This window comes from Bacillus sp. SD088, from assembly GCF_017355205.1.
GTDB lineage: Bacteria > Bacillota > Bacilli > Bacillales > Bacillaceae_C > Lederbergia.
Genome location: NZ_JADIJK010000028.1, coordinates 37,889 through 51,682, shown reverse-complemented (window position 1 = coordinate 51,682; position 13,794 = coordinate 37,889). Strand labels below are relative to the sequence as shown.

The window sequence follows — 13,794 nt, the reverse complement described above, 5'->3', positions numbered from 1 at the left end:
CTTTAAAACTCCCTTATTCCGGCGTAATATGCTCCATCATGGCTTTAATTCTTCCTTCGGGTAGTTGACCTTCTACAATATCGACAATCACACCATCTGCATCAACTATAATGGTCGCCGGCAGTTTATAAATATTATAAAGACCAGCTACATCCTTATTTTTGTCCTCTAAAATCGGAAAAGTAAAATCATATTTTTCTAAAAAGTTATTGATTAATAAAGTCGGTTCGCCCATGTTCACAGCCAGAACGACAACATCTTGATCCTTATACTCATTATATTGCGCATTAATATCGGGCATTTCTACTTTACAAGGCTTACACCAAGTCCCCCAAAAATTAATAAAAACTCCCTTTCCCTTATATTCAGACAACTGATGCTTATTCCCTTTCAAGTCTGTAAGAACGAAATCCGGGGCCTTTTCCCCTATCGCAATGGTCGTTTTATCTTTTGTCAAACTTGCATAAAGGGTAAATGCTACAGCGCCAAACAAAATCACTAATATAACTGTCCGCATTAAGAGACGTCTTTTCTTTTTCCCTGACATCTTTATACTCCCTCCTAGCCCATCCACACTACAATCATTATACACCTTTGTGTACATTATGGTTTTGAAGTTTATGTGAAACTTCCTCTATCTGTGGCCTATCTTTCCCGTTTGGGCTAATGTACGTAAAAGTTTTACCTCATGCAAGGTTAATTCTCTTGATTCACCTGCATTTAGTCCATGCAAATCCAAGAAACCATATTGCTCTCTTTTTAATTTCATAACAGGATGGCCAATGGCTTCCATCATTCTTCGTACCTGCCGATTTCTTCCTTCCTGCAAAGTAACTTCGATAATCGCTGTTCCCTTCCGCTTATCGAAGGAAGTAACTTTCACTTTTGCAGGAGCCGTTTTTCCATCCTCTAAATGGACTCCTCTCTCTAGCTTTTTTAAGGCTTCCTTCGATGGAATCCCTTTCACCTTCACAATATACACCTTTTTTATTTTATAACGAGGGTGCGCAAGCAAATTAGAAAATTCTCCATCATTTGTTAGGATTAACAATCCAGAGGTATCATAATCAAGTCGACCAACAGGATAAATTCTTTCTTCTATATTTTGAAAGAAATCCGTCACCACTTTTCTTCCTTTATCATCGGAAACCGCTGAAATCACTCCGCGTGGTTTATAAAAAAGCATGTATCTTTTTTCTTCTTGCACAACTGGAACTTCATCCACTGCAATTTTATCAGTAGGAAGAACTTTCGTGCCTAGCTCTTTTATTGTTTTTCCATTTACCTTTACTCGCCCAGTTATAATAAGTTCTTCTGCCTTTCTTCTTGAAGCGATGCCAGCATGTGCTATTACTTTTTGTAATCGTTCCATTTTTTCTTCACCTCATGGTTTTTCTGTTAGAATTATTACACATATATTTTAAAATTCAAAGAAAGAGGACTGATTACACTCAAAAAAAACAACAATCATGTCCAGTTTATGAACTGAACATGATTGTTGTAATCAGAATCGCTGCAGAAATACCTGCTAAATCAGCAAGTAAACCCACCTTCAAAGCATCCCCCATTTTTTTTATTCCTACAGCGCCAAAATAGACCGTTAACACATAAAAAGTCGTGTCTGTACTACCTTGTAAAATAGAAGCCATCCTGCCTAGAAATGAATCAGGTCCATGGACAGAAACCATATCTGTCATTAATCCTAATGCAGCATTTCCAGATATTGGGCGAATCAAAGCCAAAGGGATAATTTCTGCTGGAACTCCTATAAAGTCTAGGACAGGGCGGATCAATTGAATAAAGAATTCCAGAGCCCCTGATGCTCGAAAAATAGTAATTGCGACCAACATGCCAATGAGAAAAGGAATGATGGAAATCGCGATCTTGATCCCTTCTTTGCCACCCTCTACGAAATTTTCATATGCTGGTTTTTTCTTCCAAAGGCTATGAACCAAGATGATGGCAATCATAATTGGGATAATCCATAAGGAGATGACAGAAATGATTTGCATAGTTTACTTCTTCACGCCCTTTCTTATTCGGCGTCTATAAAAGTAGCGATCTACAATAATCGCTACAACCGTTGCACAAATCGTTGCCATTAAGGTCGGCCCAACAATTTCTGTTGGATTTACAGATTCATAGTTCATCCGGATTGAAATAACCGTAGTAGGAATAAGCGTTAACCCAGATGTATTTAAGGCGAGAAAGGTAATCATAGATCGACTAGCCGTCTCTTTTCCTCCGTTCAATTCCTTTAATTGTTCCATTGCTTTAATGCCCAACGGTGTAGCGGCATTCCCTAACCCTAGCATATTTGCAATAATATTCGATAATATATAAGCAGCTGCAGGGTGATTTGGCGGAATTTCAGGGAAAAGTTTTAAGACAATCGGTTTAAATAAAGCTGATAGCTTATCTAACAATCCACTCTCTTGTGCGATTCTCATCATGCCTAGCCAAAATACGAGAACACTAATTAATCCAATACAGATGGTAACTGCTTCATTTGCTGATTGAAAAATCGCTTCATTGACTTCCTTCATCGTTCCGTTGATCGCAGCAAAAACCAATCCAATTAATGTCATCGCAATCCATATATAATTAATCATGTGCATCTGCTCTGCTAAACATTAGATTTTTAAAGTGATCCCACCAATTTTCTTGCTTATGATTTTCTTCTAAATAAATAATTTCTTCTTTTACGGGCTGATCTTGCAAGTACATAATCGCTACTCCAGCCTTTCCATTCTCTAATGTTTTTAATTGATTCTCTGGTAACAGCTTATATTCCAACCGCACCTCATCTACCTCTTCCTCAGATAAGGGGTAAACGATCGAATCCTGAAGGAGGAATTTTTTTTCTTCCATTCCCGATATGTTTAAGGAAAGTGAGCCTTTCGGTAAAATCGTTTTTGGCGAATATGTTTTAAATCCATGCTCATACATAGCAATGTGATCTGTCCAATCATCTGGAGCATCTAATGTAACAGCAATTAAATCCTTATTGTCCTTCGTTGCTGTCGTAATTAATGTTCTTCCTGCCCTTTTCGTAAAACCAGTTTTTCCACCTGTACAATACTCATATTTTTCTGTTAACAGTCGATTTTTATTTCTCCATTTATGTGCACCATTTTCTCTTTTTAGTGTATATGATTTAGTCCCTGAAATTTCTTCGAATGTAGGATTCATCATCGCATAACGAGTTAGCAAGGCCATATCATAAGCCGTTGAATAATGTTCTTCATGATCATCTAAACCATGTGGATTCGCAAACATTGTATGGGTCATGCCGATCTCTGCGGCTTTTTGATTCATTAGAAAAACAAATCCCTCTACGCTCCCTCCAACTTGTTCTGCAATAGCTGTTGCCGCATCATTTCCTGAACGAAGCATTAATCCATAAACCAAATCCTTTAACTTAATTTTTTCCCCTTGTTGTAAATAAACAGAGGAACCTTCTGTATACACGGCTCTTTTGCTGACAGTTGTGGTTTCATCCATTTTTCCTGATTCTATCGCTAAAATTGCTGTCATTACCTTTGTAATAGAGGCAATACGATGAGTTTCATTAGCATTATGCTCAAATAAAACTCTTCCCGTTTCCTGCTCCATCAAAACCGCTGCAGAAGCACTTACCGAAACAGCTCCAGTCTTTTTCGGAAGTATCCCTAACTGCACACTCAAGACGAATACAATCACTACCAATAAACGTTTTCTAGCTTTCATTCACTCGCTCCCCAATACTTGATCTAACTATTTTCAACATTTCAAAATCATCCATAAAATGTGATCATTCACTGTTTTTACAACGTACCTCATTCTTTTTGGAATCCCTTTGCTTACATGCTGACTCTATTTGTACAAGTTTATGCCCTTTGTTTTTTGATATGATAAAAATAAAAAAAACTGCTGATTTATCAACAGTTTTTTAGTCTTCCTCCATTTGTTCTTTAAAAGATGAAAAGAATAAATCCGCTTCATCTTCCTCAGCTGGGCTATCATGCGACATTTCCTCAAGTAGAGGTAATTCTTGCAGATCTTTCAGCCCAAAATAATCTAGAAACTCACTCGTTGTTCCGTATAATTTGGCTCTTCCTGTACCTTCAGCTCTTCCCACTTCCATTATCAATCCCTTGGAAATAAGCGTTTGAATTGGTCGTTCTGTTTTTACGCCTCGAATCCCTTCGATTTCAACTCTTGTAATGGGTTGTTTATAGGCGATAATAGCCAATGTTTCAAGACCTGCTTGAGAAAGAGAAGACGCACTCGGACTTTCAACAAGTTTTTTAAGGTAATCAGAGAACTCTTTTTTCGTTACTAGTTGGTATGATTCTGCAAAGGCGACGATTGTCACTCCTCTTGTAGTATCCTCCTCATACTTACTCTTAAGAATGTCCAATAATTGGAGAGCTTTTTCTTCCGGTATTCCCATGGCTTCACCAATCTGTTTGATAGACAAGCCTTCGTCCCCTGCGGCAAACAACAGGCTCTCTAAGATTCCTAACTGTTTATCTTCCTCCAATAGCGACAAGCTCCTTTCGCAAGGATAGAAAAATATCACCGAACATATTTGTTTGTTCCACAATAATCTCATTACGCTTCATTAATTCCAACATGGCTAAGAAAGTAATCACCATATGTTCCTTATTTTCATATGGAAAGAACTGGTAAAAACTAATGCGATTCACTTGCGATGATAATTGTTGCAAAACTTCCGTCATTCTATCCTCAATCGATATTTCCTGATAACTAATTTTTGTTTGCATTGGCTTTTGTAATTTCTTTCTACGTATCAATTTATGATACGCACCAAGCATATCTGCTAGCGTTACATCTCCCAAGATCGGTTCTGTACCCATTTCCTTCGTATAATCCGATAGGTCCGAAGGGGGCTTTGTATACATTAGACTTCGATCAGCTTCCTTGTTTTTTAAAGTAATTGACGCCTCTTTAAACTTTTTATATTCGATTAGCTGCTCCACAAGTTCATCACGTGGATCTTCATCTTCGTATATATAATCTTCTTCAGGTTGATCATGATTAGGTAAGAGCATATTACTCTTAATCGAAAGCATTGTTGCCGCCATCACTAAATACTCACTTGCGTCATCTAATTTCAACTCTTGCATCGCATGTACATATGTCAAGTATTGTTCAGTAATTTCAGCCATAGGAATATCATAAATGTCTATTTCCAACCGATTAATTAAATGTAAAAGAAGGTCAAGCGGCCCCTCAAACTTCTCTAATTTTACTTGATACTCCATTCTATCACCAAATTTTTTTATTGATTTTCTTTCTTATCATATAACAGTGGCAGGAGAAAAAACAAGATTCTCTACTTTCATTTTCCTCTCAATGTTAAACTATAGTTTAAGAGTATCGTTAAAGATTTATATAAAAGCGCATAACATGAAAGAATGGAGACGATCGTTTTGGAATACCCTTTAGCCTATATCAAATATCTATACTATTTTCATGTAGATCGGGATTATTTTGAATGTCATGAAGTTCTAGAGGAGTATTGGAAGGATCACGGAATGAAGCGAAATTCAATTTGGGTGGGCCTTATCCAAGTAGCTGTTAGTTATTACCATTATCGGAATGGCAACAGGAAAGGGGCAAAAAAATTAATCAACAGGGCGATTATAATATTACATAATTCTCAAGAAGAAATTGAATGGCTAGGAATTCATTATCCTGAATTTATCAAAATTATAAAGGATAGCCAAGATAAAATGCTAAAAGAACAACCATATAAAGCCATTAATTTTCCAATTAAGGATAAAAATTTATATATGATTTGTCGTATATACTCTGAAAAGAATTCTATAAATTGGGGCAATCCAGATACGAATACACCCGTTCAAATTTTATTGAAACATAGATGGGGAAGACTGACGAAAAACAAAAATTCTGTCTGAATAAACAATAAGCGAAAGGCTTTGGTGAACCTCACAATGCATTAGCAGAGGAGGCTCACTCACCTCTCGAAAAAAGCGAAGTATATTTAATGTTTAATTTTTAGATAATACACTTTTCATGTTTCCTTCTGCTTTATCTTGCATTTCTCGAATAATTGTATTAATATCCCTTCCCTCAAATATACCTTCTCGATAGTCGACTCCCTCCATGATTTCACTTTCATACTGAGACATTCGTGGTAGAGGGGCTGGTTCTACATCTGTAATGGCTTCTAAGTTCTTATCCTTTAATATATCATCATAATGTTCATTGCCTTTCATAAATGCTTCACGTACTTCTGGTGTCACCACTGATGGAAGGTCCCCATTTTCAGACTTGACCATTTGATACTCATCACTTAATAAATACTCGATTACTCGGAAGGCTTCCCTTGGATGTTTAGAGCTTGTCGTGGCCACAATTCCATTTCCTGGCTCATTCGGACCATAATCGCCAAACTCTCCTCCCCAACGTGGATACGTAACAAAGTCAAAATTCAACCCATTGTCAACAGCCGCGCCTACATAAGCCCCTGCAAATGCTCGATCTGCCGCCATCGCAAGTTGCCCCCGTCTCATCAGGTCGACGCCTCTTTCATCTTTCATCTCTTCCACAGTATCAAAAGAATTCCCTGGAATAGCGTAGATCTCTTCTAATCGTTGCAGATAAATTTTGAACGCTTCGTTTTTATCAATGATTGGCTCATGTGTATCGGGATCGACAAGTTTTGCCGTTTCGGTCTGACGCATCATAAAGTCAAAATTTCCTGGGTGTAAACCACGGTATTGGACACCACCCATCTCCCCTGTTACTTTACGGGCAAGTTCAATAACTTCATCCCAAGACATATCATCTGTTGGATAGTCAACCCCAAATAAATCAAATATATCAGGGTTATATACAAGTGCATATTCTGGTCGGATAAGCGGGAGTCCATTTAGCTCTCCCTCATTCGATTGTTCTTTTAAATAATCTAAAATACTTGGCTCAAGTCGTTCTAAATCAAAACCAGTTTCCTCAATGTATGGAGTAAGGTCAAGTAATAATTCCATTTCTAGGTATTCTGCGCTTACACTTGTCATAATTAAATCAGGGTAAAGTTGCTTAGCAAACACATTTTCCTCAATCTCATCCCAACGTGATTGCACATGTTCCATTGTAATGTGATCAAATTTAGCCTCGATCGGTTCTTTAAAGTATGTTGCAAATTGTTCATCATTCCAATGTGTCATCATGAGTAAAGTGACTGGTTCTAATTCGTCTTCTTTTTCTTGACCTTCATCACTTCCAGTTGTTTGGGCTGAAGTTGATGAGTTATTATCACTTTCTGAAGATGAACAACCAACAACTAAAAATAGCGAAAACAGTATTGACAGCAAGATAAATCCATTTTTTCTCATAAATTGACCACCCCTCTGTTTTTGTTAAGCGCTTACAAATAGTATAAAAAAAGGAGCTCGGCCTTGCTCCACATTATTTGCGCAAAATAAATTATTCAATAAAAATTGCCCTTCTGTTTCGCAGCTTAGGACCTTGAGAAATTATCTTGACTGTAAAGTTAAAACCTCGCCTTTATTTATCTTAATCTCCAGACTGTTAGCTCCTATCACTCTCGTATTGGCATGGAAATGATGGAAATCATACTCACAAAATCCGGGTAATATTACCTTGACGTTTGTATCCCTTTCCGCTACTATCTTGCTAGAAAATACATTTGCCTCTATGTCCCAAGAGAATGATATCTTTCCAGTTGTAAAACAAAAATCCCTCACTTTACCTTGTTTCCATTTCGTTGGAAGAGCAGGTAATAATTTTACTAGAGTTGGTGAAATATAAATGAGCATTTCTTGCACTGCATTAATCCACCCTAAATTTGCGTCTAATTGAACCGGTGCCGTTTGCGAATTCATAGAAATGCCCATATCTCGCCAATCATTATGCAGAGTGAAGAAATTATTCACTAGACAGGATTGTGCGATAATATTTAAACATTCAAGTGCTTGATCTCCCGCACCAATTCGAGCATATATAGAGGACATATGAGCGAGTGACCAACCCGTTTGTGCACCAATTAATCGTTTTCTAACAGCCGCTTCAAAGGCCTTAAACAGGGATGGATTATCCTCGCAGGTAAATTCTTGACCAGGAAAAATCGGATAGATATGAGACAAATGGCGGTGATCATAGCGATCATCAAAATCTGGATGCATCCATTCACGGATTGCTCCATCCTCATTTATTTGGTAATCCGGGATTTTCACTAACATATCTTTCCATTGAGCAATCCTGTTACTTTCTTCTTCCCCAGCTATTCTACTTCCTTCGATCAAATGAGCTAATAATTCTTTTATGATCGCAAAATCAACCGTTGCATTAATCGTTGTCGGCATTGGATGTGCCAATGGTTGACCATTTTTCGGCATATGATTTTCTGGTGTGTTTTCTGGTGAAACGGATGGGTATATCTTATAAAATCCATCATCACCAAGCACTAGAAAATCCTCGTAAAACAGTGCCGCTTCACGCATAAAAGGTAAGACCTTTTCTTTTAAAAAGTTGTGATCATTACTAAATAAAAAATAGTCATAGAAATGCTTTGCTAGCCAACCCGCTGCACCGGTCCAATTCATGATGACGGGTACCACTTGATTTGGAACTCCAATACCGGGGGTCGTGCCAGCTGGAATAAAGATGCCACGACATCCATATAATTGACGAGCATTTTTTCTAAAATCATCCATCATTTGATCATAATAATTGAACAAAGCAGGTACCAACTCTATGAATCCTCCAACATTGGCATGCCAGTACATCATTTGGATATTTTCATTGGCCATATTATGGCCCCACATTAATCGATAATCACCAAACCATAAACCATAGAGGCCAAAGGGCTGGCCTTCCGCTCTAGTTCCAGAAATAAACAGATACCTTCCATATGCCCACATTTTTTCAATCAAAGAAGTTGGTGCTTCCCCACTATAGGCTTCAAGAAGAAGCTCTTCATTCGAACGTAGATCATCACCATCCGTTAATTCAATTTCCGCTGAATGGAATAAAGGACGATGAATTTCTGTATGGCGATTAAGAAGTTCCTCATAATTATGATCGATATCAGCTAACTCGTTTGTTAATCGTTGCCATTCTTTCTTACGTTCACCTTTCACGAATATCTTCACCAAGATTAAAATCTTTTCCGCATTCGTAAATTGAATAGACTCTTTATTTTCCTTCATTTGTCCATTAACTGGAATGACGCGAAAAACACCGCCAAAATCAGTACCATCCTCATTTTTGGCTGCATAGTAATAATATGGTGCTTTCGGTTTTCCTTCAACGCTCTCAACAAGTAAAGGAACTCGGTCGATAAGCTTCCTCCCTTCACTCTTTTGAAGCGCTAAATACACCTCAGCTTGAATAGAGGCATAATTGGATGTAATCTCATAAGCAATTAGATCGTCTGCTCTGGAGACAAATACTTTTCTTTCGTATCTTTTCTGGCCATCCTCCCATTTTACCGATACTTCACCAGTCTCCATATTGAGTACTCTGCTATAATTTTTAAAGGCATATTCACAGGGCATGGTTACCTTTAACGCCCCAAGCGGTAACCTAGAAGCTAAACGCGTATTATACCCTTTTTCTTTTAACGCATTCGTTAAATTCCAACTAGCAGCCATGTGGTCTTTTTGGGACATCAATCTTCTCGTTTCCGCAAGAGTATGACTGACATCAGGAACTTCGTCTTTTTTTCCTAAATGCCATAATTCCTCATGATTGATCAATATCGTCTCATCTTTAATCCCTCCATATACTGCTGCACCTATCTTGCCGTTTCCGGAAGGCAAAGCCTCTCTCCACATATTTCTCCACCACGAAGCAGGATAGCTTAGTTTTAGCTTATATTGATTATTCTTGCTTTCATTCATCAGCTTCTATCACTTCCACTTTTGGTGGGTGAATAAAGTCATGATAGCGATCAGCAACTAAAGCTTCATGTGTATTCCCTTTATGAAAATAAATTCGATAGTTATAAGTAAGTGACTCCCCTTTATTTAATAGTTGACCCCCACGAAAATAGAGATTATTTGGAGCGATTAGCCCATAATTACGAATATGCCAGTACGTAGGAAATTCACTTGTTTTTGGGTTTTCGAATGTAGCAATTCCAAGGAGGTCTTCTCCTACTTTCCCATAATAATCACACCATGGGGCGCTTTTCCCCCAACACTCTTCTTCACCTATGGATCCATAAGCATTAACAATCGTTCCACCATGATCAACACTCATCGTTTCAGCAACACGGATCCCCAGCGGACCAGCTTCTTTTGTGGCTCCAAGTTCCACCCTTCCATAATCTGCACTGAGTGTGAATGATACATCAATGATACGGGCGTGAGATGGCGTATTATAGACAGTGAATGTTCGTTGATCGCGCATAAGGGATCGCCCCTTAAAGTTTGTCCATTCTGCTTCGGATGAGATTCTAGCAAAGACTGTTCCAGCTGTTTTTTCTCGAATATGATCCAGTTTCTGTTTACCATAGTCTGGTCGTTCATTCCAAGCATCTACACCGTTTACATCTCCAATTCCGAGCCAAATCGATCGATGATGTGGATGCTCAGTCGTTTCAAAATCAAGACGTGTATAACTTTGACCACTCGGTCCATTAATCGGTCCAAGATAGGGTTTTGCTAGCGTAGGATCAATTACATATGAGGTTGCGAGCTCACGATCTATCAAAATATCAAACTGGTTTTCTTTTTCTACTATTTCTACTTTCCCTAATTCATCTTTTTGCTTACTGTCATTTAAATCTACTGTATAAATTATCGTTTCCTGTGCATCCAATTTTTCTATTAACCAATGTAGTACAATGAAAGCTTCTGTCTCTTCACATTGCACGGCTACCGCCTTACCAATCTCATCATACAGGCGAAGGTTGGCCAAATTTATTTCAGCTAACGGCAATGATATTTTTAATAATGGAAAAGAAACTGGACAATATTTCCTGTTATGATTTCCTGCTGCTACCTTTAATTTAATCTGGTTTGACATTCGCGATACCTCCCTCAACTGTTGACCAAGTCCTTTTTACAAACTCTAGGGATAAGGCATTTTCATCTACAAAAGAAGCTGCATTACATTCCGAGGATATTAAACCCTTATAATTTTCTTCCTGTAAAATCAAGAAAAACCTAGAAAAATTCATCGCCTCTTTGCCTTCTAGTTCTCCTGGAAATCGTCTTTCTCGATCGGAAATATGGACATGGGAAAGCCATTCATCCTTTATTGCTCGCTTTAAAATCGTGAAAGATTCATTTTCTAAATCCATATGATAACTATCCGCCAACACTTTGATATGTGGTAAATTCACTTCCTCCGCTAATGATATTGCCTCTTCTACAGTATTAATAATATTACTTTCTAGTTTATTTAACGGTTCAATCGCAATAGTAATCCCATACTTCGCAGCATATGATTCACACCGACATAAGAATTGTTTGATTTGTTCATATCCTTGATCTCTAGAAAAACCATCGGGAATAGTTCTTGCCCCACCACTTCCAAATATAATTTGTTCTCCGCCAATCTCCTGCACTCGTCTCATCGCCAAATCCAGATAATCATCTAACTTAATGATGGAGACAGTTGGACCAACAATCTTTAATTGCGGCGGGATAAAACTATTACAGACAGGGATATTTAGAGAGGATTGCTGGATTATCTGTTTTGCCTGTTGAAACTCTTCCTCTGACAGTTGTGTGAGAAATTGGACGGTCAACTCGGCAAAATCATAGCCATTTTCCTCTAGTAACTGAAGACCAGCTCCTAGTTGCTTCACATTGTCTGTCTCTATATCTTTCCCTTCCGTTTGCGGAACAAATGAACCAATGATAAGACAGCATCCAAACTTAGTATTCATCTACACATTCTCCCTTTCTAGATTTTCACTATGAAAATATTGGGTTTCATTGGCCGTTGCATCCCTTCTCCCAAATAGAAGCTAGGATGTGGTGGCTGATTATAAGCGATGTTTTGCCACGCTACTCCTAAGCGGTAAACCGGATCATGCATTAATGTGTGCATTCGATATTTCGTCCTATCTGTTGTTGTATAAATTCTTAAAGCACTGCTATCCTTAGTCCGCCAAATGACTTCTTCTCGCCAATCTCCAAATAAATCTGCTTGTAAACATGGATTGCCTTTTGTCCCATTATTAGAGCTTGTTCCCTTCGCAGTAAGGACATTGACTAACTTTTCATTTTCAAAATCCCATTTATCAATTTTTCCCACTCCATAGCCTTTTTCGGGATCCCAATGATGGTCAAGTAATTCCCGCAACAAATCACCGTCCCACCAAATCCCGAAATTTATAGAAGCTGGTGCGTTTTCATTGATTTTTCTCCCATCATTTGCATACAATCCCATCCCAGATGCCCATACTTCTGCCCCTTCATATCGCGGATCGATATCAGCTGCCATTCCTCGTCCAATATCCTTTCCTGAATGTATCCCCCATATAATCTTTGAGGAGTCTGCTTTCCGATAGGACATGCCATAAGGAGCGTTTTCATCTTCATGTACTTGAAATACTTCTAAACCCAATTCACTTGGATTTAAATTTCCTACATGTAGCGCATCTCCATGCCCTAAACTAGTCGTATACAACCCCGTTCCATCATGATTAACAACCATAGCCCCATAGATAATTTCGTCTTTACCGTCACCATTCACATCAGCCACGCTTAGGCTATGATTTCCTTGCCCGGTATATCCCTCATTTTCATCTTGGTCACTATCAAAGGTCCATAGCTTTGTTAATTTTCCCTGACGCCAATCATAGGCTGTTAACATCGTTTTTCCATAGTATCCTCGAGCCATAATAAAGCTAGGTCTTTCTCCATCTAAATAAGCAACCGCAGCAAGAAAACGATCGACACGATTTCCATAATGATCTCCCCAATCTGATACATGACCACGCTCGGGTTCAAACGATGTGGTCACAAGCTCCGCTCCTGTCTCTCCCTTAAATATGGTTAGATATTCTGGACCTGTTAAGATTCTACCAGTCTCATTACGGTAGTCTGCATGTGGATCACCAATGACTGTACCCACTCCATCCTTTGTACCATCTGCCGTTTTTAATACAACTTCTGCCTTACCATCACCGTCCAAATCATAAACTAAAAATTGTGTATAGTGTGCTCCTGCTCGAATGTTCTTTCCAAGACTTATTCTCCACATAAAGGTCCCATCTAACTTATAAGCATCCAAAAACACTTCCCCTGTATAACCTTTATGGGCGTTATCTTTTGAATTGCTTGGGTCCCATTTCAATATGATTTCATACTCTCCATCTCCATCCAGGTCTCCTACACTCGCATCGTTCGCACTATAAGTATAGGGTGTACCGTCAAGACTTATTCCATCTGCTGGTTTCTGAAGTGGCACTGTTAAATAACTATCTTTCCACACCTTAACAATTTCTGATATTTCGTTCAGCTGTTCATTTTTCATTGAATTCGCTTTCACAAAATAAGTTGAGTTAACTTTTCCCTCTGCATCAAAATAATTAGTGCTTTTTGTGATTGGTTTTTTGTTCACCTTTACATCATCACGATACAGATCAAAAAATGTTGATTCATCATCTGTTCCTAACATTCTCCAGCTAATAAAAACACCTTGTTCGACCTTCACCGCAATTAAGCCACGATTAAGAAATTCCATTTGTCGAGCTACTTTTTTACTCATAAAATTCACCTACATCCTAAATATCGATGTTCTCCTATTAGCATAAAAGCAATCAACGCCCTTCGCTAAACA

The 13,794-nt window shown here is 38.3% G+C and carries 13 protein-coding genes; 1 reads left to right on the top strand and 12 read right to left on the bottom strand.

Annotated features, from left to right (window positions below; all coding sequences use genetic code 11):
* Nucleotides 1–13 precede the first annotated feature (13 nt).
* The 7 genes from resA to IPU53_RS20340 form a co-directional block, all read right to left on the bottom strand.
* Nucleotides 14–547 (bottom strand): thiol-disulfide oxidoreductase ResA, encoded by a 534-nt coding sequence (gene resA / locus IPU53_RS20370; RefSeq protein ID WP_207452837.1) that lies wholly within the window; start codon nt 545–547, stop codon nt 14–16.
* An 87-nt stretch (nt 548–634) separates the two neighbouring features.
* Nucleotides 635–1,372: a pseudouridine synthase gene (locus IPU53_RS20365; RefSeq protein ID WP_207452836.1), complete on the bottom strand. Its 738-nt coding sequence runs from the start codon at nt 1,370–1,372 to the stop codon at nt 635–637.
* A gap of 106 nt (nt 1,373–1,478) precedes the next feature.
* Nucleotides 1,479–2,012, bottom strand: coding sequence for a spore maturation protein (locus IPU53_RS20360; protein ID WP_207452835.1), 534 nt, complete (start codon nt 2,010–2,012; stop codon nt 1,479–1,481).
* A gap of 3 nt (nt 2,013–2,015) precedes the next feature.
* Nucleotides 2,016–2,612 carry a nucleoside recognition domain-containing protein gene (locus tag IPU53_RS20355; protein WP_207452834.1) on the bottom strand — a complete coding sequence of 199 codons (597 nt, stop codon included), beginning with the start codon at nt 2,610–2,612 and terminating at the stop codon, nt 2,016–2,018.
* Nucleotides 2,605–3,729, bottom strand: a complete 1,125-nt coding sequence (locus IPU53_RS20350; RefSeq protein ID WP_207452833.1) for a D-alanyl-D-alanine carboxypeptidase family protein — start codon at nt 3,727–3,729, stop codon at nt 2,605–2,607. Before IPU53_RS20350 ends, IPU53_RS20355 begins: the two co-directional genes overlap by 8 nt.
* 202 nt (nt 3,730–3,931) lie before the next feature.
* Entirely contained in the window at nt 3,932–4,525 is a 594-nt protein-coding gene (gene scpB, locus IPU53_RS20345; RefSeq protein ID WP_207452832.1) for an SMC-Scp complex subunit ScpB, read from the bottom strand.
* Entirely contained in the window at nt 4,512–5,270 is a 759-nt protein-coding gene (locus tag IPU53_RS20340) for a segregation/condensation protein A (protein WP_207452831.1), read from the bottom strand. Before IPU53_RS20340 ends, scpB begins: the two co-directional genes overlap by 14 nt.
* A 168-nt stretch (nt 5,271–5,438) precedes the next feature.
* Here IPU53_RS20340 and IPU53_RS20335 point away from each other — a divergent pair, with 168 nt between their 5' ends.
* Entirely contained in the window at nt 5,439–5,927 is a 489-nt protein-coding gene (locus IPU53_RS20335; RefSeq protein WP_207452830.1) for a DUF309 domain-containing protein, read from the top strand.
* Nucleotides 5,928–6,020: 93 nt separating this feature from the next.
* On the opposite strand, the gene IPU53_RS20330 is transcribed toward IPU53_RS20335, so the two are convergent.
* From IPU53_RS20330 to IPU53_RS20310, 5 genes are all read right to left on the bottom strand, one after another.
* Complete coding sequence (locus IPU53_RS20330) at nt 6,021–7,367, bottom strand: ABC transporter substrate-binding protein (protein ID WP_207452829.1); 1,347 nt, start codon at nt 7,365–7,367, stop codon at nt 6,021–6,023.
* A 141-nt stretch (nt 7,368–7,508) separates the two neighbouring features.
* Nucleotides 7,509–9,896 carry a glycosyl hydrolase family 95 catalytic domain-containing protein gene (locus IPU53_RS20325; RefSeq protein ID WP_207452828.1) on the bottom strand — a complete coding sequence of 796 codons (2,388 nt, stop codon included), beginning with the start codon at nt 9,894–9,896 and terminating at the stop codon, nt 7,509–7,511.
* Entirely contained in the window at nt 9,889–11,025 is a 1,137-nt protein-coding gene (locus IPU53_RS20320) for a PmoA family protein (protein WP_207452827.1), read from the bottom strand. The genes IPU53_RS20325 and IPU53_RS20320 overlap by 8 nt, the downstream gene beginning before the upstream one ends.
* The gene (locus tag IPU53_RS20315) at nt 11,009–11,893 is read right to left on the bottom strand and encodes a sugar phosphate isomerase/epimerase family protein (protein ID WP_207452826.1); all 885 of its coding nucleotides are present in this window, start codon (nt 11,891–11,893) and stop codon (nt 11,009–11,011) included. The genes IPU53_RS20320 and IPU53_RS20315 overlap by 17 nt, the downstream gene beginning before the upstream one ends.
* Nucleotides 11,894–11,910: 17 nt before the next feature.
* Nucleotides 11,911–13,722 (bottom strand): rhamnogalacturonan lyase, encoded by a 1,812-nt coding sequence (locus IPU53_RS20310; RefSeq protein ID WP_242698461.1) that lies wholly within the window; start codon nt 13,720–13,722, stop codon nt 11,911–11,913.
* Nucleotides 13,723–13,794: the final 72 nt, after the last annotated feature.

Excerpts from the sequence above, each read along its gene's own strand:
- IPU53_RS20315 (WP_207452826.1), bottom strand. The coding sequence starts at position 11,893 with ATGAATACTAAGTTTGGATGCTGTCTTATCATTGGTTCATTTGTTCCG.
- resA (WP_207452837.1), bottom strand. The coding sequence starts at position 547 with ATGTCAGGGAAAAAGAAAAGACGTCTCTTAATGCGGACAGTTATATTA.
- IPU53_RS20330 (WP_207452829.1), bottom strand. The coding sequence starts at position 7,367 with ATGAGAAAAAATGGATTTATCTTGCTGTCAATACTGTTTTCGCTATTT.
- IPU53_RS20350 (WP_207452833.1), bottom strand. The coding sequence starts at position 3,729 with ATGAAAGCTAGAAAACGTTTATTGGTAGTGATTGTATTCGTCTTGAGT.
- IPU53_RS20340 (WP_207452831.1), bottom strand. The coding sequence starts at position 5,270 with ATGGAGTATCAAGTAAAATTAGAGAAGTTTGAGGGGCCGCTTGACCTT.
- IPU53_RS20360 (WP_207452835.1), bottom strand. The coding sequence starts at position 2,012 with ATGCAAATCATTTCTGTCATCTCCTTATGGATTATCCCAATTATGATT.
- IPU53_RS20325 (WP_207452828.1), bottom strand. The coding sequence starts at position 9,896 with ATGAATGAAAGCAAGAATAATCAATATAAGCTAAAACTAAGCTATCCT.
- IPU53_RS20365 (WP_207452836.1), bottom strand. The coding sequence starts at position 1,372 with ATGGAACGATTACAAAAAGTAATAGCACATGCTGGCATCGCTTCAAGA.
- IPU53_RS20310 (WP_242698461.1), bottom strand. The coding sequence starts at position 13,722 with ATGAGTAAAAAAGTAGCTCGACAAATGGAATTTCTTAATCGTGGCTTA.
- IPU53_RS20355 (WP_207452834.1), bottom strand. The coding sequence starts at position 2,612 with ATGATTAATTATATATGGATTGCGATGACATTAATTGGATTGGTTTTT.
- IPU53_RS20320 (WP_207452827.1), bottom strand. The coding sequence starts at position 11,025 with ATGTCAAACCAGATTAAATTAAAGGTAGCAGCAGGAAATCATAACAGG.